Origin of the sequence: Bacillus sp. AF62 (assembly GCF_050312695.1) — a bacterium.
In the GTDB taxonomy this organism is placed as follows: domain Bacteria; phylum Bacillota; class Bacilli; order Bacillales; family Bacillaceae_G; genus Bacillus_A; species Bacillus_A cereus.
Window position 1 is genome coordinate 40,860 of sequence record NZ_JBNPJZ010000030.1, and the last position, 23,148, is coordinate 64,007.

Sequence of the window (23,148 nt, forward strand, 5' to 3'; positions counted from 1 at the left end):
TGCTATTCTTGAAAAAAGGGAGTTATATAGAGAAATGGAGCGATTAAAATGAGCAAAGTAGGGGTATGTAAGGTTGATATTACGCCGCCTGTAGGTATTGATTTTGTCGGATATCATAGAGAGACAGGAATAAATAATATTGAAGAGCGTATTTATGGGACAGTTTTTGTATTTGAAAAAGATGAACTGAAAACTGTGTTTATAAGTATTGATAATATTGGGATGTTAGTAGAAGATACGAATATGATTCGTGGGCGAGTAGCAAGTAGGCTTCATGTGCCATTTGAGCGAATAACTGTTGTTTATACACATACACACTCTGGGCCGGAAACAGTCGGTGATCATCCTTTAGTAAAGTCGTATAAAACGATTTTAGTAAATAATGTAGTGCATGGTGCTGTTACTGCTAATAAAAACTTGAAGCGATGTGAAGTTGGCTGGAGTGTTACGACAGGTGATATTGGGGTTAATCGAAGAGAGAGAACATCTGATGGAAAAGCGAAGATGGGAACAAATATAGATGGTGTTGTAGATAAACGAATTGGTATGTTAGCAATAAGAGATGCTGAAACGAAGGAGTTATCTGGGGTTTTAGTATTTTGTACTGCGCATCCGAATGTTTTAAAAGGTGATAGTGATGAATTATCAGCGGATTATCCTGGAATGACGAGAGAGATTCTAGAGCAGATAGTGAACGGCCCTGTTATTATCGTTCAAGGTGCCGCTGGAAATGTGAATGCGAAATATCGCGGTTCAAGGGAAGCGTTAAAACAAATGGCTTACATACTTAGTGGACATGTATTAACGATGTTACCAACAGTTACATATAGTCCAATTGTAAAATTAAGGACAGTTTCGAGTATGATGCAAATGAAGTTGAAGGATATTCCTGAATTTGATGAGATACGAAGCATGGCTCGATTAGCCGAGAAGCAGTGGGGCGTGAATACGGACGAATGGCTTACTATCGTATTAGAGAAATATAGGCAAGGTATTCGGCGGTTAAGTATTGATTTAGAAGTGCAATTGTTTCAAGTTAATGATGGTATGTTTTCAGGTTTACCGATGGAACCTTTTTCGGAAACGGCATTAGAAGTGAAAGAGAATCTTCAAAATGAATTAGCTTTCTTTGGTGGATATACGAATGGATATATTGGTTATTTACCAACTAAGGAAGAATTCTCATATGGTGGGTATGAAGTGGAATTAAGCCCTGTTGTGTATGGACCGGTTACGAATTTATTGATGCCACCGGAGGAGAATACTGCGGAGTTGGTTGTGAAGAGAGTTATGGAATTATATAACGTGTAAAAAATATAGTCAGTAGAATAAAATTTAAAGAAATTCATGATTTTTAATACACCTATAGAAAAACGAATCCATTTTGAAAAATATGAATCAAAGTGGATTCGTTTTTTGTTTACCAGACAGGTCGTATATTTGATGATAATTTCTCTGTATTTTCTTTAGTAACGAATGTTGTTAAATCCTCTTTCAGCATTTGCATTCGTTCTGTACCTATGTTTTCAATCCATCGCTGTTCTATTTCAGCTACTATTTCTTCTTTTGCTCTCATTACTGACAAACCACGTTCGGTTAAAACGATGATTTTACCTCTTTTATCAGTAGGATGTGTTTTGCGTGTAACGTAGCCATTACTCTCAAGAGAATCCACCATTTTACTTACAGCTTGTTTGGAAATCCCCAAATACTCAGCTAGCTCTATACCAGTTGCCCCATTAGGAAGGATGCGTTTGAACATAAAACCATGTGCTGGCCTAATATCTTCAAATCCTAATTCACTTAATTTGTCATGTAGCTCAGTGATTAATGTGCTAAATGATAATGATAAAAGCGATGTAAGATCTAACTCGTTGAATGTTTGATCCATGTATATAACCTCCGCGTTTGTAGTCAATTAAGTTGACTATATATAATACCTATTGTACTATGTATAATATAGTCAATCAAATTGACTATATTATGTTGGTAGAACAAATAATGATTTATATAATATAGAATCAATGGAGGTTTCACATGGTTAATATCGTGAAAATTAGAGGAAGTGTATTTGCACCGTATGCATCGCTGGAACCTATTAAGGACCCTGCAACAGGAAGAGTGTTTGAATATGCTGGAGATGCACGTGAGTTTACACCACAAGCTGTGAACACAAAGCGTTCAAGGTTAGAACAAGAAGTAAATATTGATTTTTATAAAAGAGAAATTTTCACATATGCAGATGCTTGTATCGTCACCGTGAAGATTACAAATCCAGATGGCTCAATTGAGTATCAAAAGGGAGAAACAAGTACAGAAAACATTGTATGTACAAATATTGTATGGAGTGAAGATGAAGTTTCATTTGAAATGAGAGCAAGTGCAAGTAATCCTTTAAACGCAGCAGCACCTGCAGCTGATTATTTTTTGACTATACGAGCTAATGAAAGTGGTACTGTGAATATTGAAGGTGTACATGATGGTTTCCCTTGCTATGAATTTTATAAACAAGTAGATTTTGGTTCGTTTGAATTGATATACAAACATGATTTCAGAAAAACGGATGATACCCCAGCAGCACTAGCTGGAGAGATGGAATATAGCTTTAAAACGATAATCTAGCTGTAAATATAGCGCTATTTTTCAGAAGGAAGTAGCAAGCGTAAAAGAGAAAGCTATTTATTATGATAGCGAGATTGTGGGCTGTTTTACTCAAGATTATGCCGTATCTAAAATAAAATTATAGAGGTGTTTCTTATGACTAATATCGTGAAAATTAGAGCCAGTGTATTTATTCCAATGTCTTGGACTGAGGCTAAGAAGGATATGGAAACAGGAAAAGTAATTCAATTCGAAGGTGATTCACGTGAATTCACACCGTATGCGGTAAATGCGATGCGCTCTAGAGTTGAGCAAGAGGTAGTAGTGGATTTTTATAAAGAAGAAGTGTTTTCATATGCGAACACGGGTATTACGACAGAGAAGGTTACGAATCCAGATGGTTCTGTGAATAAAAGAACAGGAAAAGCGAGTACTGAAAATATTGTGTGCACGAATATCGTATGGAATCCTGGTGGTGTGCAATTTAAAATGAGTGCGAGTGCAAGTAATCCATTAAATATATATGCACCTCCTGTAGATTATTTATTACATGTATGTGTGAAAAAGGATGGTAGTATTGATATTCAAGGAGAGCATGATGGATTCCCTTGTTTTGAATTTTATAAGCAAGTAGATTTCGATTCATTTGAAAAAATATATACACATGATTTTAGAGAAACTGGTGATACAGCTGCAGCACTAGGCGGGAACATGGAGTATAGTTTTACAAAGAGATTATAGGAAGTATGAAAATGGAACGATGGATTGCTTCATTCGTAAAGAACTTGAAGATATCTAAGTTCTTTTTTATTTGTTTCAAATTTGTGAAAGAAAGACATATTGATTGAAATTAAATTTTTTATACTCTATCATATACCCATACAGGTATAGGTTTTTGTGGTACATGAGAAAATTAAATAATATGGAGGTTTAAAATATGTCCAGAAAAATAGTTGTAGTAGGCGGAGTTGCCGGCGGGGCATCAGTAGCTGCAAGGCTTCGTCGTTTAAGTGAGGAAGATGAAATTATTATGGTTGAACGCGGTGAATACATTTCATTTGCAAACTGTGGATTGCCATATTATATTGGCGGTGTCATTACAGAAAGACAAAAATTATTAGTACAAACTGTTGAAAGGATGTCAAAGCGTTTTAATTTAGATATACGTGTATTGAGTGAAGTGGTAAAGATTAATAAAGAAGAGAAAACAATTACTATAAAGAATGTAACTACAGGTAAAACATATAACGAGGAATATGATGTTTTAATTCTTTCACCAGGGGCAAAACCAATTGTTCCACCTATTCCAGGTATTGAAGAAGCGAAGGCGTTGTTTACGTTACGAAATGTACCTGATACAGATCGTATAAAAGCGTATATTGATGAGAAGAAACCACGCCATGCGACGGTTGTTGGTGGTGGATTTATTGGAGTGGAAATGGTTGAGAATTTAAGAGAACGTGAGATTGAAGTTACTCTTGTAGAGATGGCGAATCAAGTGATGCCACCAATCGATTATGAAATGGCAGTATATGTACATGAGCATATGAAGGTGCACAATGTTGAGCTTGTTTTTGAAGATGGTGTAGATGCATTAGAAGAGAGCGGGACTGTTGTACGTTTAAAAAATGGTTCAATTATAGAGACAGATATGATTATTTTAGCAATTGGTGTACAACCAGAGAGTAGTTTAGCGAAAGATGCAGGATTAGCATTAGGAGTTAGAGGAACGATAAAGGTAAATGAGAAATTTCAAACATCTGACCCATATGTATATGCAATTGGTGATGCGATTGAAGTGAAAGATTTTGTTACAGAAACAGAAACGATGATTCCTTTAGCGTGGCCAGCTAATCGTCAAGGTCGCATGTTAGCAGATATTATTCATGGTCATACGGAGTCTTTATATAAAGGTACGATGGGAACTTCTGTGGCTAAAGTTTTTGATTTAACAGTTGCTTCGACTGGAGTAAATGAGAAAATATTAAAACGATTAAATATACCCTATGAGGTAGTACATGTACAGGCAAATTCTCATGCGGGATACTATCCGAATGCTACGCCAGTGCTAATAAAATTAATCTTTAATAAAGAAAGCGGAAAAATTTACGGAGCACAGGCTTTAGGGCGTGATGGAGTAGATAAGCGTATCGATGTTATTGCAACGGCAATGAAGGCAAATTTAACTGTAATCGATTTACCAGATTTAGAATTATCATATGCCCCGCCGTATTCTTCTGCAAAAGATCCAGTAAACATGGTGGGATATGCTGCAAGTAATATAGTAGATGGTTTTGTGGACACAGTGCAATGGCATGAAATAGATCACATTGTTGAAAATGGTGGGTACCTTATTGATGTTCGAGAACCTAATGAACTAAAACAGGGAATGATTAAAGGCTCTATTAATATTCCGTTAGATGAATTACGTGATCGATTGGATGAAGTACCAATGGACAAAGAAATTTATATCACTTGCCAACTTGGTATGAGAGGGTATGTTGCAGCGCGTATGTTAATGGAAAAGGGATATAAGGTAAAGAATGTAGATGGTGGTTTTAAGTTGTATGGGACAGTATTGCCAGAACGTGTTGTATATTGATATTTTTCATCTTCTACTTCAAGATTTAGTGGAAGATGAAAATCTATAGATTAAGGTTTTATTTTTTGGTTTGCGAACATATAAGACAAAAATTAAAAATAGGGGTTTACAAAATACCCTATAGGGTATAATATATTGTCATAGGTTATAAATGGTGACATAATGGTAATGAGGTGATTATAGAATGGAATATAATCAAGATATGAAAAATAGATTGAAACGTATTGAAGGTCAAGTTCGTGGTGTGCTTCGTATGATGGAAGAAGGAAAAGATTGCCGAGAAGTTATTACACAGTTAACGGCATCTCGTTCTGCCCTTGATCGTACAATTGGGCTCGTTGTTGGAACGAATTTAGAGCAATGTTTGCGTGAACAGTTTGAAAGTGGTAATGGTTCAAATGAAGAGTTAATTAAAGAAGCTGTTCAATTACTTGTAAAAAGCCGATAATCTGTCAAACATAATTGTTGACAGATTTTCAAAAACGTTTTAATATACCCCTGCAGGTATATGTATATGGATTGTGGAGGAATCGATTATGAGTATAAAAGTGGATATGAGTTTAGATTGTAAAGGTTTGGCTTGTCCGATGCCTATTGTGAAAACGAAGAAGGCGATAGAAGGATTGGCACCAGGGCAAGTGATTGAAGTTAAGGCAACAGATAAAGGATCTACGGTAGATATAAAAAGTTGGGCGAGTAAAGTAGGACATCAATATATCGGGACGAAACAAGAGGGGGATGTATTGGTGCATTATGTTAGGAAAGCAAACGAGCATGAAGTGAATGAAGTTGTGAAATATCCTCATACAATTACGAATGCAGAATTACAGTCTATATTGTCTCATGGAGAAGAGAGCATTGTATTAGATGTTCGCGAAGCAGCGGAATTTGCTTTTGGCCATATTCCATCCGCCATTTCGGTACCATTAGGTGAATTAGACAGCGCAGTGTTAGATGAGACGAAGCAAATTTATGTTATTTGCCGAACTGGTAATCGCAGTGATATAGCTTGCCAAATGTTGAATGAGAAAGGTTATTTAAATGTGAAAAATGTCATTCCAGGTATGGTAGAGTGGCAAGGGAATATAGAGAAGTAAATTTTTTTGAACGAAAATATACCTATGGGGGTAATTAAATGAATGTTAAACCGTTACAAGCAAAAGATGTGGCAGAGAAAGTTTTATTCGGAGAGTTATTTATTTTAGATGTTCGCAATGAGACGGATTATGAAGATTGGAAAATTGAAGGGAAACAAGTTTCTTCTATTAATAGACCTTACTTTGATTTGTTAGATGGTGTAGATCATATTGTAAGTGAATTACCTAAAGATAAAGATGTTTTAGTAGTATGTGCAAAAGAAGGGTCTTCTATATTTGTAGCAGAGCAATTAACAGAGGCGGGATTACAAAATATTTATTATTTAGCTGGTGGTATGAAAGCTTGGAGTGAATATGTGAAGCCGTTAAAAGTAGGGGATGTACAGGGCGGAGGAAGTATATATCAATTTAATCGTCTTGGAAAAGGCTGTTTATCTTATATGGTTGTTTCTAACGGTGAAGCAGCAGTTATTGATGCAGTAAGAACGGTTGAAGCATATGAGGAGTTTGCGAAAGAGCATGGCGTTACGATTACGAATGTAATGGATACACATTTACATGCAGACCATATTTCCGGAGGACGTAAGTTAGCTGAAAAGGTAGGTGGTACGTATTGGTTACCGCCAAAAGATGCCGAGGAAGTCGTTTTCTCATATGAACCACTTGTAGAAGGATCTGTTATTACGGTGGGGGGTACAAAAATTGAAATTGACGCGTTATACTCACCAGGGCATACGATTGGAAGTACGTCATTCATTGTAGATGATTCTTATTTATTATCAGGTGATATTTTATTTGTAGATTCAATTGGGCGTCCTGACCTTGCTGGTAAGGCTGAAGATTGGGTGAGTGATTTACGAAATACGTTATATACGCTGTATAAGGAACTGTCTCAAGATTTAATTGTTTTACCAGCTCATTATTCAAAAATAAGTGAAATGGATGAAAGAGGCATTGTGAGTGCGAGCTTACAAGAGCTATTTAAAGAGAATGTAGGGTTAAATATTGTTGATGAAATAGAGTTTCGTAAAACTGTGACAGAGAACTTACCGCCACAACCAAATGCATATGAAGAAATTCGTCAAACGAATATGGGGAAAATTCATCCGAGTGTGGAAGAAGAGCGTGAAATGGAGATTGGCCCAAATCGTTGTGCAGTGCATGAGTCATTATAAAAATAACAAATTGGAGGAATTGATGATGAATATAAAACAAGTATTAGATGCGAAAGGTTTAGCATGTCCAATGCCGATTGTAAGAACAAAGAGAGCAATGGATACTCTACAAACTGGAGAAGTGTTAGAAATACACGTAACGGATAAAGGGTCAGTTAAGGATATTCCAGCGTGGGCAAATAAAAGTGGTCATGACATCGTAAAGCATGTAGAAGAAGCTGATGTGCTGAAGTTTTGGATTAAGAAGGCGTAGGAAAAAAATATTGTTATAAATGCAGAGAGGTTGGTTATATGAACACAATATTAAGTACGCTTTTCATTGTACTTGCTGCATGGTTTGTTATTTCACGATTTTTACCAGTGAAAGGTGTGCAAAATATCAGTGGAAAAGAATTAAAGAATATAGTGGAAAAAAAGGGGAAACAACTTATCGATGTTCGTACAGTAGGTGAATATAGAGGAAATCATATGAAAGGATTTCAGAATATCCCGTTAAATGAGTTAGCTAGTAGAGCAAGTCAGTTAGATAAAAATAAGGAAGTAATCGTTATTTGCCAAAGTGGAATGAGAAGTAAGCAAGCTGCAAAGATGTTGAAAAAACTAGGGTTTCAGCAAGTAATAAACGTTTCGGGTGGTATGAATGCTTTGTGAGGAGGGACTTTAAAATGAAAGAAATGACAGCAAAAGAATTAGAAGAAAAATTGTTACGTAAAGAAGCAGTAAATATCGTAGATGTCCGTGAAGTAGAAGAAGTAGCAGAAGGGAGAATTCCAGAAGCATGTAATATTCCGCTAAGGCTATTAGAGTTTCGAATGCATGAGTTGGATAAAAAGAAAGAGTATATTATCGTTTGTCGCTCTGGCGGAAGAAGTGGAAGAGCAGTTCAGTTTCTAGAGAGCTACGGTTTTCAAGCAATCAATATGGTAGGTGGTATGTTAGCGTGGGAAGGTAAAGTCATATAGTGAAGTAAGTGATTTGGGCCTTTTTATAAATAAATAAATACCCCTATAGGTAATTGGAGGGAGAACAATATGGAACAACAGAAGAAAACAACAATCGTTTTATTTAGCGGGGATTACGATAAAGCAATGGCTGCTTATATTATTGCAAATGGCGCAGCGGCGTATGATCAAGAGGTAACTATTTTTCATACTTTCTGGGGATTAAATGCTTTAAGGAAAGATGAACATGTGAATGTAAAGAAAACATTTATAGAAAAAGTATTTGGAAAAATGATGCCACGCGGTGCTGATAAGATGGGATTATCCAAAATGAATTTTGCTGGCATGGGGCCGAAGATGATTAAAGGCATTATGAAAAAACATAACGCAATGCCTTTGCCAGATTTAATTGATTTGGCGAAAGAACAAGGAATTAAACTTGTAGCTTGTCAAATGACAGTAGATTTATTAGGGTTAAAAGAGGAAGAGATTATGGAAGGGGTAGAGTTTGCAGGTGTAGGGGCATATTTAGCAGATGCTTCGGATGGGAATGTAAACTTATTCATTTAAATCACCTTCTTTTTAGAAGGCGGGGGATGTAAGATGAGCTTAGTCGTATTACTTTTTATAATTGGGTTTATAGGATCGTTTATATCAGGAATGGTTGGGATTGGTGGCGCGATTATTAATTATCCGATGATCTTATACATTCCAGTATTGCTAGGATTTACTGGCTATACGTCACATGAAGTGAGCGGTATTACAGCGGTACAAGTATTCTTTGCAACTTTTGCAGGCGCGTGGGCATACCAGAAAAGTAATGACATGAATAAAACGTTAGTTATGTATATGGGAGCTAGTATATTAATAGGAAGCTTCATAGGGAGTTTCGGTGCTAACATATTAGAGGAACATACAGTCAATGTTGTTTATGCAGCATTAGCTACAATTGCAGCTATTATGATGTTTGTACCGAAACAAAATAATAGTGGAGATGTGAAGTATAATAAATGGTTAGCAAGCTTGTTAGCGTTCGTTGTAGGGGGAGCTTCAGGCATTATAGGAGCTGGAGGTTCGTTCCTTTTAGTTCCCATTATGCTAGTTATTTTAAAATTACCACTGCGCATGACGATCGCGACATCTATCGCTATTACGTTTATTTCCTCAATAGGGATTACTACAGGAAAAGTGATTACTGGGCAAGTAGTTATCATTCCAGCTCTAATTATTGCGGTTGCCAGTATATTTGCTGCGCCACTTGGAGCACGAGTCGGGAAGAGGTTAAATCAAAAAGTACTGCAATATGTATTGTCCACTTTAATTGTAGGCACTGCTGTTAAAATGTGGATCGATATGATATCAAAATAAAAGGATGGTGCTGCTTACAGCCCATCCTTTTATTTATTGTCCGTAAACCTAACGGATTATAGTTTTACTTTATGCCCAAATAACTTTCATTAAGTTTTTATATTCGTCATTTGCTAATTTATATAGCATTCTCGTATGTTCAAAGACAAGTGCTGGATTAAAGTTTGGTTCTGAGAATGCAAGAGATGCTGAAATATCAATTGCATTTTGCTTGTTTAATGTGAATTTTGCAAAGCGATAAGATGTGTTTAATTCATTAATAACATGTAAAATATCATTTGTTGATGTTGCATCAGGCACGTGAGCAACATTGAAGCAGTATATATCCACCGTAGGATGTTCGTTTTGGAAAGCAGCGATAAGTTGAATTTTTGCGCCAGCTTCTGTCTCTAATCCTACTGAAAAATGAACAGAGCCATCATTTTCATCTATATTTTCTTCCATGTATATATCGTTGGATTTTAAGTAGTCTTTAAAATCTGAGATGTTATGTTTTACTGCAGCTTTCATATGTATGAGCCCCCTGATAATTGGAATAGATTGCTACTATTTATTATAATTTAAAAATATTAAAAAAGATAGTTAGAAAGTTCTGATTTTTGATTCTGAAGAAATAAAAAGAAGCAGTACTCTACCTCCATAGAGTACTGCTTCTTTACTATTCATTGTCGTTAGACGATGTTTCTGTATCTTCACTGCTATTTTTGTTCTTATTTTTCACTTCATTGTTACTTGATTCGCGTTCACTTGAATTTTCAGACTTAGATTCTTTTGTCTTTTTCGAATCAGAGTCTGAGTCAGACTTTGTATATGCAGGTAGCCCAAGATGAGTACGAAGTTCATTTGTAACATTAGCTAATTCTTTTTTATCTGGATTGTAGTAGTAAGTTCGACCACCACCAGCAGATTTGCTACATGTATCGTCACCTTTTGCCATATAGCAATCATCACCTTGGATTTGTAATTTCTCAATTTCCGAATCCGATCCATATTTATAGAATGAAAGCATATCATCAAATGTTAAGTTTGTAACGAATTGTCCGTTAATATCATCAATGATGTTGCCAACTTTTGTTACAGAACCAACACTTGTTAGTTTCTTTAAAATAGCCTCGATAACGAGTTGTTGACGTTGTCCACGCATTGCATCACTATCGATGTGTCTTGTTCTAGCAAGAGCAAGAGCTTCTTCGCCATTTAACTTTTGAACACCTTTTTCTAGGTGAATTGCCTCAGCATTATCATTGCTATCTTGCTCAGTAAATTCAACTGGTACATCAACTTCAACACCGCCCAAGTCATCGACGATTTTTATAAATGATTTAAAGTTGAATTTTACAAAATAATCGACAGGAACATTCATTAATTTTTCAACTGCATCAATGCTTGCTTGTGGTCCACCATTTTTTCCGTTTTTAGCAGAACCGAATGCATGAGCGTGTGTAATTTTATCTTTTTTCTTTTCTATTGGAATATAAGTATATGTGTCACGTGGGATACTTAATAGTTTAACAGTTTTGCTATCTTTATTAAATGTTGCAAGTAAAAGCGCGTCTGTTCTTATAGCTTCACCATATTCTTTTCCACGGACATCGCTTTCATCAACACCCATTATTAAAACAGAGACATTGTTTGTAATAGGTTTTACAGCCTTATCACGTAAATCAGATTTATCACCGCGTGCTAAATCGTGTGCGGCATTTCGAACAGCAGAAGATGCTTTATTTACTAAAAACCAAGTATAACCGCCGCCTATTAATAAAACGAATAGTATAGCGCTTATAATAATTTTTATTTTTTTCTTATTTTTTTTCGGTTTACTGCGTGTATTTTCTTGCAAAGATGGGTTTTGCTCCATTTCTTGTACTCCTTCATTTGGATTGAAATACGACACTCATATCCACTTATTATAATGAAATTTAGCGAAAAAAAACATTACAAATCATTTACATTTCGTAAAAATTCAATTTATTTATAAAAAGTCAGATTTTCTATATATTATTTTGTAGATGTAGAATAAGTATAAGGGCTATTAGTAGAAATGAAAATATATATTATGAGAAAGCGATAGGGAAGTAAGATTTGTTGAAATATAGCCAAGAAGAAATGAGTAAGCTTACTTATTTCTTCTATATAATAAAGAAGAATTTGACGGATAAAGGAGAGAGCATAATGAATCATACATCATTCCGAGCAATCGTTGTGAACGAAACGGAAAATCATCAGTTTGTAAGAAAAGTTGTTGAGAGAGAAGTAAGTAGTTTACCTGAGGGAGACGTACTCATACAAGTTCATTATTCTTCATTAAATTATAAAGATGCCCTTTCAGCTACTGGTAATAAAGGTGTTACGAGAACGTATCCTCATACGCCAGGAATTGATGCCGCAGGAGAAGTTGTGAGTAGTGAAGATAACTGCTTTAAGGTAGGAGATCAAGTTATTGTAACGGGATATGACTTAGGTATGAATACCTCTGGTGGTTTCGGAGAATATATTCGCGTGCCATCATCTTGGGTCGTGCCTTTACCAGAAGGAATGTCATTAAAGGAAAGTATGATGTATGGGACAGCAGGTTTTACTGCGGCTTTGTCGGTATATAAGCTTATTGGAGCAGGAATCAAGCCTAGTATGGGAGATGTTTTAGTAACGGGTGCTACAGGCGGCGTAGGGAGTGTAGCTGTTAGTATATTAAGTAAGTTAGGGTTTAACGTAGTAGGAGCGACAGGGAAAATGGAAGAGGAAGAAATGCTACTACGTCTAGGAGCGAAAAAAGTGATTCATCGCGCGGAATTGAATGATGAATCAGGAAGACCGATGTTAAAAGGGATATACGCGGGAGTTATCGATACTGTAGGTGGACATATGTTAGAAACAGCTTTAAAAACAGTAAAGTATGGTGGTTGTGTAACGACATGCGGTAATGTGGCAGGCCAGGAACTACAAACCACGGTATATCCGTTTATTTTACGAGGTATAAGCCTTTTAGGGATAGATTCCGTGCAATGCCCAGTAGATGTGAGAAGAGATGTCTGGACGCTTTTAGCGAAAGAATGGGGAAATAAAGAATTACTATCTTATACAGAAGAATGTACATTAGAAGAATTAGAGAAGAAGTTTGCACTTATATTGCAAGGAAAGTTAAAAGGAAGAACAGTTGTTAAAATATAATAAGAAAGAGACGCTTAAGTTAGCGTCTCTTTCTTATTATAATGATTGTTTTAAATTGATTTTTCCTTGTTCGCCTAAAACACCGTCAGCGATATTTACAGCGTGATCGCCAATGCGCTCTAAGTTACTTACCATATCGACGAAGATGATACTTGCATCACCTGAACAGCTGCGTTCGTTTAGACGTAATACGTGACGTTTACGAAGAACACGTTCCATTTGATCGATTTTGCGTTCTTTTGCAATAACAGTTTGAGCTAGTTCAGTATCGAAGTTTGTTAAAGCTTCAACTGCGTCTTGCAGTGTTGAAATCGTTAATTCTAGCATTTCGTTTAATTCAGCTAATGCTTCATCTGATAGTGAAACACGGTTTGAAATTTGGAAATCTACAAGTTCTACAAGGTTTTCTACATGATCACCGACACGTTCAATATCTCCAACAACACCTGCTAAAACAGAATGTTTTTCAGAATCCGTAGGTGAAAGTGGCTTTTCTGATAGTAAAACTAAATACTCGGTAATTTTTTTATCTAAATTGTTAATAGCTCCTTCTAATTGAGTAGCCATGTTTGCGTGTTTTTTGTCTTGTGTATTTAAAAATTGATTTGCTTCTTTTAATCCATGTAATGAGAACTCAGCCATACGGATAATCTCTTTTTGAGCTTCAGTTAAAGCGATGGCTGGAGATTGTTCAATAAAGATTGGATTTAAATGTTGCGGTTTGAAATTAATAGCAGAATCTTCGCCGCGAATAATTTTTGTTACAATCCATGCTAATACTGCAATGAATGGGAACTGAATGATTGTATTTGTTACGTTAAATGTTCCGTGTGCAAATGCAATGGTCATTTCTGGATTCAAGTTTAATGATGTTTGGAAATATTGAATTAAACTTGTAAATGGTACTAATAAAATTGTAAAGATAATGGTACCGATAATATTAAAGATAACGTGAACTAATGCTGCACGTCTTGCTGCAATTGAAGTACCGATTGCTGCTAATACTGCTGTAATTGTCGTACCGATGTTATCACCGAATAATACAGGAAGAGATGCTTGTAAATCGATTGCACCTTGACCGAATAGTTCTTGTAAAATACCGATTGTTGCACTTGAGCTCTGTACAATTAAAGTGAAGACTGTACCGACAACAATTCCTAAAATTGGATTATCACTCATGCTAATCATTAAATCTTGGAATGACTCTAAAGAACGAAGAGGTTTCATACCTGCGCTCATTAATTCTAAACCGAAGAATAGCATACCAAAACCGAATACAACTTGACCTACAGAATGTACTTTTTTATTTTTAAAGAAGAATAGTAAGATTGCTCCAACTGCCATAACTGGGAGAGCATATTCTCCGATTTTAATTCCGATAATAAATGCAGTAACTGTCGTACCGATGTTTGCACCCATAATAACACCGATTGCTTGTCTTAATGTCATAAATCCAGCACTTACAAGTCCGACTGTTAAAGCGGTTGTTCCTGAACTTGATTGGATTAATACGGTAACTAACATACCTGCTAGTACACCCATAAGTGGGTTTGTTGTAAAACGATCTAGAATATCTCGAAGACGATCTCCAGCTGCTTGTTGCAGTCCATCGCCCATGTATTTAATCCCGAATAAGAAAATACCTAATCCACCAATGAATTGGAAGATCATTTCTTGAACATTATATTCCACGCATTCCACTCCTTAAATTTCATGTACGCTGTAATTATTAACTGAACCTTGAGTCACTGTAAACGGTTTGCTAGTAAAATTTACACTAAATTTACAAAGAGATGAAAAGTTTACAATTCTTTAAAGAAACAGCTGTATTTTATTGGTTTTTGTATTTCGTAAATAGTGTTTTTGTAAATAAATCACACTTTTTAGAATAGTATTATTCAATTGTATATCAAGGGAATTGTCTACAAGTTCATTGTATATTTTTTGAGGAAAGTTAAAAAAATATGTAGGGAAATGCATGTAGTTTTATAACGTCAACATAAGGTTTAATATTTATTAAGTAGTCTTTTTTGCAAGAAAAAAAGCCGCTAAATTATCCAGCAGCTTTTTCTGTATTTTTATCTCCGTGTTTTTGTTTTCTTATACTTGTAATGTAAATGAAGAGAAAAGCAATAAGTAATAGCGAAGAATAACGATATACAGTCGCATAGTTTGTAAAATGTGCAATGAATCCGAAAATAATTGCTCCGGCACCAATTCCAAGGTCAAATGCGGAGAAGAATGTAGCCGTTGCTACGCCGCGTCGATGCGGTGCTACGCCGCGTCGATGCGGTGCTACGCGGTCAATCATCCATGCTTGTAGTGCAGGTTGGATCGCTCCAAAACCACTTCCGTAACATGCTGCAGCAATAATTAAGCTCGGAATTGTCGTCGTATACGACAATAAAATAATACCTGTAAACGTTATAATAACTCCCGGAATGATGACGAATGTATGGCCTTTTGCATCATATAGCTTTCCAGAGAATGGACGAGTTACAGCGATTGCTAGTGCGTTACATAAAAAGAAGAGGCTAATATCAGCTATGCCGACTTCTGTAGCAAATAGTGTGATAAAACTTCCGATTCCTCCGTACATTAATGTAATACATAATATTAATAATGAAGGAAGTAAAGCTTTACGCTCAATAAATCCATCGAGAAAAGTACTAGATGATTGTTGTGGAGGCTGTTTCGTTTTTTGGATTTGAAGTAGTTTCGTTAATATTAATGAAACAATTGTGCACGATAATGCACATAAAAAAAGAATTGTGAAGTTATATGTTTGCATAAGCCATAGTCCGATAAGTGGACCGAGGGCCATTGCAATTGTTCCAGAAAGACCAAAATATCCCATGCCTTCTCCGCGGCGAGCTGAGGGAATTAAATCAGAAACGACAGTCCCATATGTAGTCGTTGTAATACCGAAACCAGCTCCGTGTAAAATACGAACAGCAAGCAAGAGAAAGATTGTTGAGGCGAAAAGGTAACTGCCCATAGCGAGTAAACAAATAGCAGTACCGATCATTAAGATGATTTTTTTATTAAATTTTTGCAAGGCGTTCCCAGTTAGCGGTCTAACAAAAAGTGCCGCAACGGTAAACATGCCGACAACCAATCCGATATTGGAACTTGTGCCGCCAATTTCTTTCACATAAACAGGTAAGGTTGGAATTAACATTTGAAACCCTAAAAACATACATAAGTTTGCAAAAATTAAAGCAACAAACTCTTTTGTCCATAACGGTTCTCGTTTTACGAGTATTGCTTCTCCCATATATTCATCCCCTATATAAAATTTTCTCTTTTCTTTCGAGTATATGTATTGGCCAATGCAACAGTCAAGGAAGGTGTCTTGAAAACGGATAACAATTTTTAAGGTGAAAAACTGACAAATTTGTGTAAAGGCTACACAACTATGAAAAAAAGATGTAAAGTATAGATGTATAGACTTGTAGGTGTTAAGAATGATAGAAATTGTTTTTTCTTTAAAGAAAGCGGATTCAAAGGAGTAGTGAACAAGAAGGGGATATATACTTTTTCACTACATATATTTGAAAAGGTTTACAATATGATGAAGAAAGAGGCGTGTACATATGAGACGATTAGGTATTTCTATTTATCCAGAACATTCAACAGTAGAGAAAGATAAGGAGTATTTAACATTAGCAAGTAAATATGGATTTACACGTGTATTCACATGTTTATTATCTGTGGATGGAGAAAAAGAGAAAATTATAGAAGAATTTAAAGGAACGATCTCTCATGCGAATGCATTAGGGTTCCAAGTATTAGTTGATATTAGTCCATCTGTTTTTGAACAATTAGGTATTTCGTATAATGATTTATCATTCTTCCATGAATTGGGTGCGTACGGTATTCGTTTAGATGTTGGTTTCTCAGGATTAGAAGAATCAATTATGACTTATAATCCGTATGGTTTGAAAATTGAGATTAATATGAGCAATGGTACGAAGTATGTAGATAACATTATGAGTCATAGACCAAATCGTGAAAATTTAATTGGTTGTCATAATTTTTATCCGCATCGTTATTCAGGGTTATCATACGATCATTTCATTAAATGCTCGAAACAATTTAAAGATTACGGTATGAGAACGGCTGCTTTTATTTCATCATTTGATGCAACATACGGACCTTGGCCAGTAACAGAAGGGTTATGTACATTAGAGCAGCATCGTGAATTACCGATGACAACACAGGCGAAGCATTTATTCGCGACGGAATTAATTGATGATGTTATTATTGCAAACGCATATGCGTCAGAAGAAGAATTACAAGCACTAGGTGCATTAAATAAAGAGAAACAAACATTTGATATAGAACTATATGATACAACGACAGAATTAGAAAGAATTATCGTATTAGACGAACCACATTTTTATCGCGGAGATGTATCTGAATATATGATTCGTTCTACACAAAGTCGTGTGAAATATAAAAAAGAAGAGTTTAAACCTCATAATACGCGTGAAATTAAGCGTGGAGATTTATTAATTGATAATGAACAATATGGCCAGTATAAAGGCGAATTACAAATTGCATTAAAAGATATGGTGAATACAGGAAAAACAGATGTAGTTGGTCGAATTATAGAAGAAGAAATTTTCTTATTAGATTATTTACAAGCATGGGATAAATTCGGGTTCACATTAAAGAAATAGAGAGAATATAAAGGGGAAAAACTACTGATTTCAGCAGCTTTTCCCCCTTTATATATAAAGAGCGAGAGGAAGAGCTATGACAAAGGTGCATCAGCGATTAATTTCTATTTTAGAGGAGTTTTTAGAAGAGAAATCGATGTTAAATCGAGCTTTTTTAGCGGGCCGTTTACATGTATCAACGAAGACGATTCAAAAGGATATAAAATTATTAAATGATATATTGGAAGAAAACGGAGCGAAAATCGAATCGCAAAGAGGGACTGGGTACGAATTAGAAATTATACAAACGAAGAAATTTGAAGAATTTTGTGTGAGTCTATTTCAAAAACAGACGGAAAAGATCCCAACTTCTTATGAAGAAAGAATAGCGTATATTCTGCAGCGTGTTTTAACGACAGAGGGATATGTGAAGCTTTCAGAATTAGCAGAAGAGATTTATGTGAGCAAATCAACGGTCAATTTAATTATGAAAGATGTTACAGATATATGTGGCCGCTATAAATTACAAATTGAGAAGAGACCGTATTATGGTATACGTATTGTTGGAGGGGAATTTAATATTCGTTCTTGTTTATCACAATATGGTTTACCGCGTTATGACCATACTCCGTTTCATGAGCAATTTGAGCAGACGGAGACATATTTATCGCTACCTCATATATCACTCATTCGTTCAATTATATTAAAGTATATTGAAGGCGGAACAATATATTTATCTGATATAGAAATTGATAATTTAGTCATTCATATTGCAATCGCATTAAAGCGTTGTCAAAGTCAACATTATATGAAAGAACTGCATGCGGAGCAATCAGAACTTATAATAAAGAAAGAATATACAATTGCGAAGCAGATTTTAGGAGATTTAGAGAAAGAGTTAAAATTTTTATTTCCAGAAGAAGAAGTATTATATGTGACGATGCATTTATTAAGTACTGCTGTTACAACGAGAGATCGCTATGAAAATGTAGAAGAGCTATTAGGAAAAGATATATATGCATTTATGCAACATATTCTTTTTAAAGTAGCGGAAGAACGGAATCTTATTTTTTATTATGATGAAGAATTATTATTTGGATTTGGTATTCATTTAAAAACGTTATTAAATCGTTTGAAGTATAAGTTAAATACGAGAAATCCTCTTTTGGCAGAAGTGAAAAAGAATTATCCATATGCTTTTGAAATTGCGGTTCTTGTTGGAGATATCATTGGTGAATATACGGGTGAATCGATCCCTGAAAGTGAAATTGGTTATATAGCAATTCACTTCGGCGGAGCGATGAGCCGTTTGCAGGAGCAGAATCAAAAGAAAAGATGCTTATTAGTTTGTGCGACTGGTCAAGGAAGTGCACAACTATTAAAATATAAAATTTTATCACAGTTCCGAGATAAATTAGAGATTGTAGGTATTACAGGCTATTATCAATTGAAAGTAGAAGATCTTTATAAAGAAAAAACTGATTGTATTATTAGTACGATTCATATACCGAGTGGCTTGCCTGTTCCAGTTATAAAAGTGAATTCAATATTTGATGATAAAGAGATTAAATCGATTGGTCAGCGGTTGTTTACGCATGTGAATAATAGTGTGCAGCAATATATTAAGGAAGATTTAATCTTTTTAAATCATAGTGCTTCTACGAAAGAGGATGTTATTCAGTTTTTATGTGAGAAAGCTGCTGAGAAACGCTATGTACCAGAAAATTTTTATGCTTCTGTTATGGAAAGAGAAAATACGTCTCCGACAGCGGTTGGGAATTCAGTTGCAATCCCGCATCCGATGCAGTTATTAAGTGAGGAAACTTTTTTGATGTTTTGCACACTTGAAAAGGCTGTTGATTGGGGAGATAAAAAAGTACAAGTAATTATTTTATTTAGTGTAAAGCGCAATAATAATGAAGATTTGCAAAGGCTTTATGATTTTTTATATGATATTATGTCTAGTCAAACTACGATAGAGAAACTTACTCAGACCGAGGTAATTGAAGATTTTCAAGAGATTTTATTATCATTTTGAAAAAGTATATAAAAACTTCCGTTACATAACGGAAGTTTTTTATGTTTAATTGTATGCGTTTTCATAATAAGATAAAAATATAGAAAACATATAGCTTGGGGGAATTTAAAATGGCTGATATGCAAACTCCATTTGCATTAATTTTACATGGTGGCAATGCGAGAAGTGCGGCGCTTGAAGCAATCGCTTTTGCAAGACAAGGAGATTTTGAGAATGCGGGTGAAAAGATGAAACTTGCTAGTGAGGGAATTTCAGCAGCGCATCGTATTCAAACGGATTTAATTCAAGAAGAGGCAAGAGGAAATCATGCAGAAATCAGTTTACTGTTAGTGCACGCACAAGACCATTTAATGAATGCAATTACAGTGAAAGAACTAGCTAAAGAATTTATTACTCTTCATAAACGCGTGGAAGAGAAAGTGACAGTATAAGATGTATATTTTATTATGTTGTGCAGCAGGTATGTCAACGAGTATGGTCGTAAGAAAAATGCAAGAAGAGGCAAAGAAACAGGGGAAGAATTATAAAATTAAGGCGGTTGATTCAGAACTTGTGAAACTTGAAATTAAGGAAGCTGATGTCGTTTTAATTGGTCCACAAGTGAAATATTTATTTCCAGCTGTAGAGTTTCTTGCAAACTCATACAACATACCAGTTGCAATTATAGACCAACGAGATTATGGCATGTGTGATGGTTTGAAAGTGCTTAGGCAAGCAGAACAATTAGTTTTAGCATAATTATATCTTTTTAAATATAAACATTATAATGTTATAAAGTTTATTTCATTCTTTTATAGTAGAGAGAAAGAGGAGGGCTATTGATGAATGGGTTTATGAATTTTATGGAACAAAAGATTATGCCAACAACGCAAAAGATTGCAGGACAACGACATTTATTGGCAATACGAAATGGGGTTATTTCTACATTACCGTTAACGATCGTCGGGTCATTTTTCGTTATCTTTTTAAATTTACCAATTGATGCATATATGGAATGGATTGCACCGTTTCGCCATATTTTAGATATTCCATTCCGATTTACAGTAGGACTAATGGCATTATACGCAGCGTTTGGTGTAGGAGCTTCGCTCGCGAACTTTTATCAGCTCAATCAATTAAGTGCAGGGCTACTATCTGTACTCGCCTTTTTACTAGCATCAGTTGAACCAATTCAAATTACGAAAGCTGTACCAGGTGTTATTGATGCAGGTCGATATATTTCAGTAGGAACATTAAGTGCAACGTCTTTATTCGGCGCAATTGTTACAGCATTAATTGCAGTAGAAATTTATCATTTTATGATTAAGCATAATATCTCAATAAAATTACCAGACAGTGTCCCACCAGCAGTTTCAAATTCGTTTGCAGCATTAATTCCAACATTAGTAGTTATTCTTTTATTCTGGGGCATTCGCTACGGTTTGAAATTCGATGTAAATACAACAATTACATACTTAATCGCACCATTAAAATCAGTACTAGTAGGAAATAACTTATTCGGTGGTTTATTAACAGTATTCTTAATCGTGTTCTTCTGGTCATTTGGTATACATGGACCGGCGATTTTAGGACCAATTATTCGTCCGATGTGGGATTCAGCAATTCTTGAAAATATGGAAGTGTTCACGGCTACAGGAAATGCACATCAGTTACCAAACTTATTTACAGAGCAATTCATTCAATGGTTCGTATGGATTGGCGGATCAGGCTCAACGTTAGCTTTAGTAATTATGTTTATGTTCTCTAAATCTAAGTTCCTAAAAGAGTTAGGTAGATTATCATTCGTACCAGGTTTATTCAATATTAACGAGCCAATTATTTTCGGGGCTCCGATTGTAATGAACCCAATCTTAATTATTCCGTTCGTTATTACACCGCTAGTGACAACGACAGTATCATATTTCGCAGTTGTTTCAGGTATGATTCCACTCATGATGGCGAAACTGCCATTTACGATGTTAGCACCAATTGCAGCGATTATTAGCACGGACTGGACAATTATGGCTGGTGTACTTGTACTTGTTAACTTTGCGATCTCATTCGTTATTTACTATCCATTCTTCAAAATGTATGAGAAACAACAATTAGCAGGAGAGGAGAAAACAGAATGCTCGGAGCAATTATCATCTTAATTACATTCGTGGTCGGACAGTGTATTGCCCATTATTCGAAATGGATACAAAGTAAATCTTTATTAGTGTTACTACTAGTATCAGTTTTATTTATCGGTTGTTCAATGGGTGCATATGTAATGTTAGGATTGCAATCACCGTACGTAATTATTGTACCGACAATTTTATGTGCAACGTGTTTATCTGCAAAATATAGATTTACGAGCATGGCATTAATACAACGTGTGAAGGAGATGCAAAAGCATGGAGCGTAAATTAGGAATTTCACTTTATCCAGAACATTCAACGAAAGAAAAAGATATGGCTTATATTTCCGCAGCGGCACGACACGGTTTTTCAAGAATATTTACTTGTTTGTTATCTGTGAATCGTCCGAAAGAAGAAATTGTAGCTGAATTTAAAGAGATTATCAATCACGCAAAAGATAACAATATGGAAGTTATTTTAGATGTAGCTCCAGCTGTGTTTGATCAGCTTGGTATTAGTTATAGCGATCTATCATTTTTCGCAGAGTTAGGCGCAGACGGTATTCGTTTAGATGTAGGTTTTGACGGATTAACGGAAGCGAAAATGACGAATAATCCGTACGGTTTAAAAATTGAGTTAAATGTAAGTAACGATATTGCGTACTTAGAAAATATTCTTTCGCATCAAGCGAATAAATCAGCTTTAATTGGTTGTCATAATTTTTATCCGCAAAAATTCACTGGTCTTCCGTACGATTATTTCATTCGCTGTAGTGAACGCTTTAAAAAGCATGGTATTCGCAGTGCAGCATTTATTACATCACATGCCGCAAACATCGGTCCATGGGATATTAACGACGGATTATGTACGTTAGAAGAGCATCGTAATTTACCAATTGAAGTACAAGCGAAGCATTTATGGGCAACAGGGCTAATCGATGATGTCATTATCGGAAATGCTTATGCGAGTGAGGAAGAGTTAGAGAAACTAGGAAACTTAAATCGCTACATGTTACAGCTAAAAGTGCACTTTGTAGACGAAGTGACTGAAGTAGAGAAGAGAGCTACGCTGCAAGAATTACACGTAAGACGCGGCGACATAACAGAGTATATGGTACGTTCTACAGAAGTACGTAAAAAGTACAAAGACTATGACTTCCCAGTGCGCGAAAGTGTGCTACAGGAAAGAGGGCAAGTTGTAATTGGTAACAATTCATTTGGTAAGTATAAAGGTGAACTGCAAATCATTCTAAAAGAAATGCCGATAGATGAACGGAAAAATATTGTCGGTATAATTGCGGAAGAGGAGTTATTCTTACTAGATTACGTAGGGGCTTGGACACAGTTTACTTGTGTGGAATAGGGAAGATAGGGGGCGGTCCAAATTTTGGAACGC

25 protein-coding genes are annotated in these 23,148 nt (G+C 35.5%); 20 read left to right on the forward strand and 5 right to left on the reverse strand.

The features are described from left to right. Positions 1-48: 48 nt before the first annotated feature. Positions 49-1,311, forward strand: a complete 1,263-nt coding sequence (locus ACQRBL_RS03980) for a neutral/alkaline non-lysosomal ceramidase N-terminal domain-containing protein (protein WP_411996096.1) — start codon at positions 49-51, stop codon at positions 1,309-1,311. Between the two features lie 109 nt (positions 1,312-1,420). Here ACQRBL_RS03980 and ACQRBL_RS03985 read toward each other — a convergent pair whose 3' ends face one another. Beyond that, positions 1,421-1,891 (reverse strand): MarR family winged helix-turn-helix transcriptional regulator, encoded by a 471-nt coding sequence (locus ACQRBL_RS03985; RefSeq protein WP_000372892.1) that lies wholly within the window; start codon positions 1,889-1,891, stop codon positions 1,421-1,423. Positions 1,892-2,037: 146 nt separating this feature from the next. On the opposite strand from ACQRBL_RS03985, the gene ACQRBL_RS03990 reads away from it, so the two are divergent. From ACQRBL_RS03990 to ACQRBL_RS04040, 11 genes are all read left to right on the forward strand, one after another. Next, entirely contained in the window at positions 2,038-2,622 is a 585-nt protein-coding gene (locus ACQRBL_RS03990) for a DUF3238 domain-containing protein (protein ID WP_000247262.1), read from the forward strand. Positions 2,623-2,757: 135 nt separating this feature from the next. Beyond that, entirely contained in the window at positions 2,758-3,342 is a 585-nt protein-coding gene (locus ACQRBL_RS03995; protein ID WP_000182102.1) for a DUF3238 domain-containing protein, read from the forward strand. Positions 3,343-3,538: 196 nt separating this feature from the next. Continuing rightward, positions 3,539-5,203 carry a CoA-disulfide reductase gene (gene cdr, locus ACQRBL_RS04000; protein WP_065482277.1) on the forward strand — a complete coding sequence of 555 codons (1,665 nt, stop codon included), beginning with the start codon at positions 3,539-3,541 and terminating at the stop codon, positions 5,201-5,203. Between the two features lie 184 nt (positions 5,204-5,387). Further along, entirely contained in the window at positions 5,388-5,651 is a 264-nt protein-coding gene (locus tag ACQRBL_RS04005) for a metal-sensitive transcriptional regulator (protein ID WP_000456206.1), read from the forward strand. An 88-nt stretch (positions 5,652-5,739) separates the two neighbouring features. After that, positions 5,740-6,300, forward strand: a complete 561-nt coding sequence (locus ACQRBL_RS04010; RefSeq protein ID WP_000023953.1) for a sulfurtransferase TusA family protein — start codon at positions 5,740-5,742, stop codon at positions 6,298-6,300. 38 nt (positions 6,301-6,338) lie between these two features. Beyond that, positions 6,339-7,475 carry an MBL fold metallo-hydrolase gene (locus ACQRBL_RS04015; protein WP_001101341.1) on the forward strand — a complete coding sequence of 379 codons (1,137 nt, stop codon included), beginning with the start codon at positions 6,339-6,341 and terminating at the stop codon, positions 7,473-7,475. A gap of 22 nt (positions 7,476-7,497) precedes the next feature. Further along, positions 7,498-7,728: a sulfurtransferase TusA family protein gene (locus tag ACQRBL_RS04020; protein ID WP_014481958.1), complete on the forward strand. Its 231-nt coding sequence runs from the start codon at positions 7,498-7,500 to the stop codon at positions 7,726-7,728. Between the two features lie 38 nt (positions 7,729-7,766). Next, positions 7,767-8,126 (forward strand): rhodanese-like domain-containing protein, encoded by a 360-nt coding sequence (locus ACQRBL_RS04025; protein WP_001092322.1) that lies wholly within the window; start codon positions 7,767-7,769, stop codon positions 8,124-8,126. 14 nt (positions 8,127-8,140) lie between these two features. After that, the gene (locus ACQRBL_RS04030; protein ID WP_000661802.1) at positions 8,141-8,437 is read left to right on the forward strand and encodes a rhodanese-like domain-containing protein; all 297 of its coding nucleotides are present in this window, start codon (positions 8,141-8,143) and stop codon (positions 8,435-8,437) included. Positions 8,438-8,506: 69 nt separating this feature from the next. Next, entirely contained in the window at positions 8,507-8,986 is a 480-nt protein-coding gene (locus tag ACQRBL_RS04035; protein ID WP_000437741.1) for a DsrE/DsrF/DrsH-like family protein, read from the forward strand. Between the two features lie 33 nt (positions 8,987-9,019). Continuing rightward, positions 9,020-9,784 (forward strand): sulfite exporter TauE/SafE family protein, encoded by a 765-nt coding sequence (locus tag ACQRBL_RS04040; RefSeq protein ID WP_098564098.1) that lies wholly within the window; start codon positions 9,020-9,022, stop codon positions 9,782-9,784. A 69-nt stretch (positions 9,785-9,853) separates the two neighbouring features. Here ACQRBL_RS04040 and ACQRBL_RS04045 read toward each other — a convergent pair whose 3' ends face one another. Then, positions 9,854-10,294, reverse strand: a complete 441-nt coding sequence (locus tag ACQRBL_RS04045; protein ID WP_000642361.1) for a hypothetical protein — start codon at positions 10,292-10,294, stop codon at positions 9,854-9,856. Positions 10,295-10,442: 148 nt separating this feature from the next. Further along, positions 10,443-11,642, reverse strand: coding sequence for an LCP family protein (locus ACQRBL_RS04050; RefSeq protein WP_000437406.1), 1,200 nt, complete (start codon positions 11,640-11,642; stop codon positions 10,443-10,445). A 314-nt stretch (positions 11,643-11,956) separates the two neighbouring features. Here ACQRBL_RS04050 and ACQRBL_RS04055 point away from each other — a divergent pair, with 314 nt between their 5' ends. Further along, complete coding sequence (locus ACQRBL_RS04055) at positions 11,957-12,952, forward strand: YhdH/YhfP family quinone oxidoreductase (protein ID WP_001016969.1); 996 nt, start codon at positions 11,957-11,959, stop codon at positions 12,950-12,952. 36 nt (positions 12,953-12,988) lie between these two features. On the opposite strand, the gene ACQRBL_RS04060 is transcribed toward ACQRBL_RS04055, so the two are convergent. Continuing rightward, positions 12,989-14,644, reverse strand: a complete 1,656-nt coding sequence (locus tag ACQRBL_RS04060; protein ID WP_023521221.1) for a Na/Pi cotransporter family protein — start codon at positions 14,642-14,644, stop codon at positions 12,989-12,991. A 361-nt stretch (positions 14,645-15,005) separates the two neighbouring features. Then, on the reverse strand, positions 15,006-16,229 hold the full coding sequence (locus tag ACQRBL_RS04065; protein WP_411996097.1) for an MFS transporter: 1,224 nt from the start codon (positions 16,227-16,229) through the stop codon (positions 15,006-15,008). A 319-nt stretch (positions 16,230-16,548) separates the two neighbouring features. On the opposite strand from ACQRBL_RS04065, the gene ACQRBL_RS04070 reads away from it, so the two are divergent. The 7 genes from ACQRBL_RS04070 to ACQRBL_RS04100 all read left to right on the forward strand — a co-directional run bounded on the left by ACQRBL_RS04070 (position 16,549) and on the right by ACQRBL_RS04100 (position 23,115). Continuing rightward, a complete protein-coding gene (locus ACQRBL_RS04070; protein ID WP_411996098.1) occupies positions 16,549-17,637 on the forward strand; it encodes a DUF871 domain-containing protein in 1,089 nt (362 codons plus the stop codon). A gap of 76 nt (positions 17,638-17,713) precedes the next feature. Next, positions 17,714-19,654, forward strand: coding sequence for a BglG family transcription antiterminator (locus ACQRBL_RS04075; protein ID WP_411996099.1), 1,941 nt, complete (start codon positions 17,714-17,716; stop codon positions 19,652-19,654). Between the two features lie 110 nt (positions 19,655-19,764). Continuing rightward, the gene (locus ACQRBL_RS04080) at positions 19,765-20,085 is read left to right on the forward strand and encodes a PTS lactose/cellobiose transporter subunit IIA (protein WP_411996100.1); all 321 of its coding nucleotides are present in this window, start codon (positions 19,765-19,767) and stop codon (positions 20,083-20,085) included. Position 20,086: 1 nt separating this feature from the next. After that, positions 20,087-20,392, forward strand: a complete 306-nt coding sequence (locus ACQRBL_RS04085) for a PTS sugar transporter subunit IIB (RefSeq protein WP_000275645.1) — start codon at positions 20,087-20,089, stop codon at positions 20,390-20,392. Between the two features lie 83 nt (positions 20,393-20,475). After that, positions 20,476-21,786: a PTS sugar transporter subunit IIC gene (locus ACQRBL_RS04090; protein ID WP_001013042.1), complete on the forward strand. Its 1,311-nt coding sequence runs from the start codon at positions 20,476-20,478 to the stop codon at positions 21,784-21,786. Beyond that, entirely contained in the window at positions 21,762-22,040 is a 279-nt protein-coding gene (locus tag ACQRBL_RS04095; RefSeq protein ID WP_000900043.1) for a hypothetical protein, read from the forward strand. Before ACQRBL_RS04090 ends, ACQRBL_RS04095 begins: the two co-directional genes overlap by 25 nt. Beyond that, positions 22,030-23,115: a DUF871 domain-containing protein gene (locus tag ACQRBL_RS04100; RefSeq protein ID WP_000440050.1), complete on the forward strand. Its 1,086-nt coding sequence runs from the start codon at positions 22,030-22,032 to the stop codon at positions 23,113-23,115. The genes ACQRBL_RS04095 and ACQRBL_RS04100 overlap by 11 nt, the downstream gene beginning before the upstream one ends. Positions 23,116-23,148: the final 33 nt, after the last annotated feature.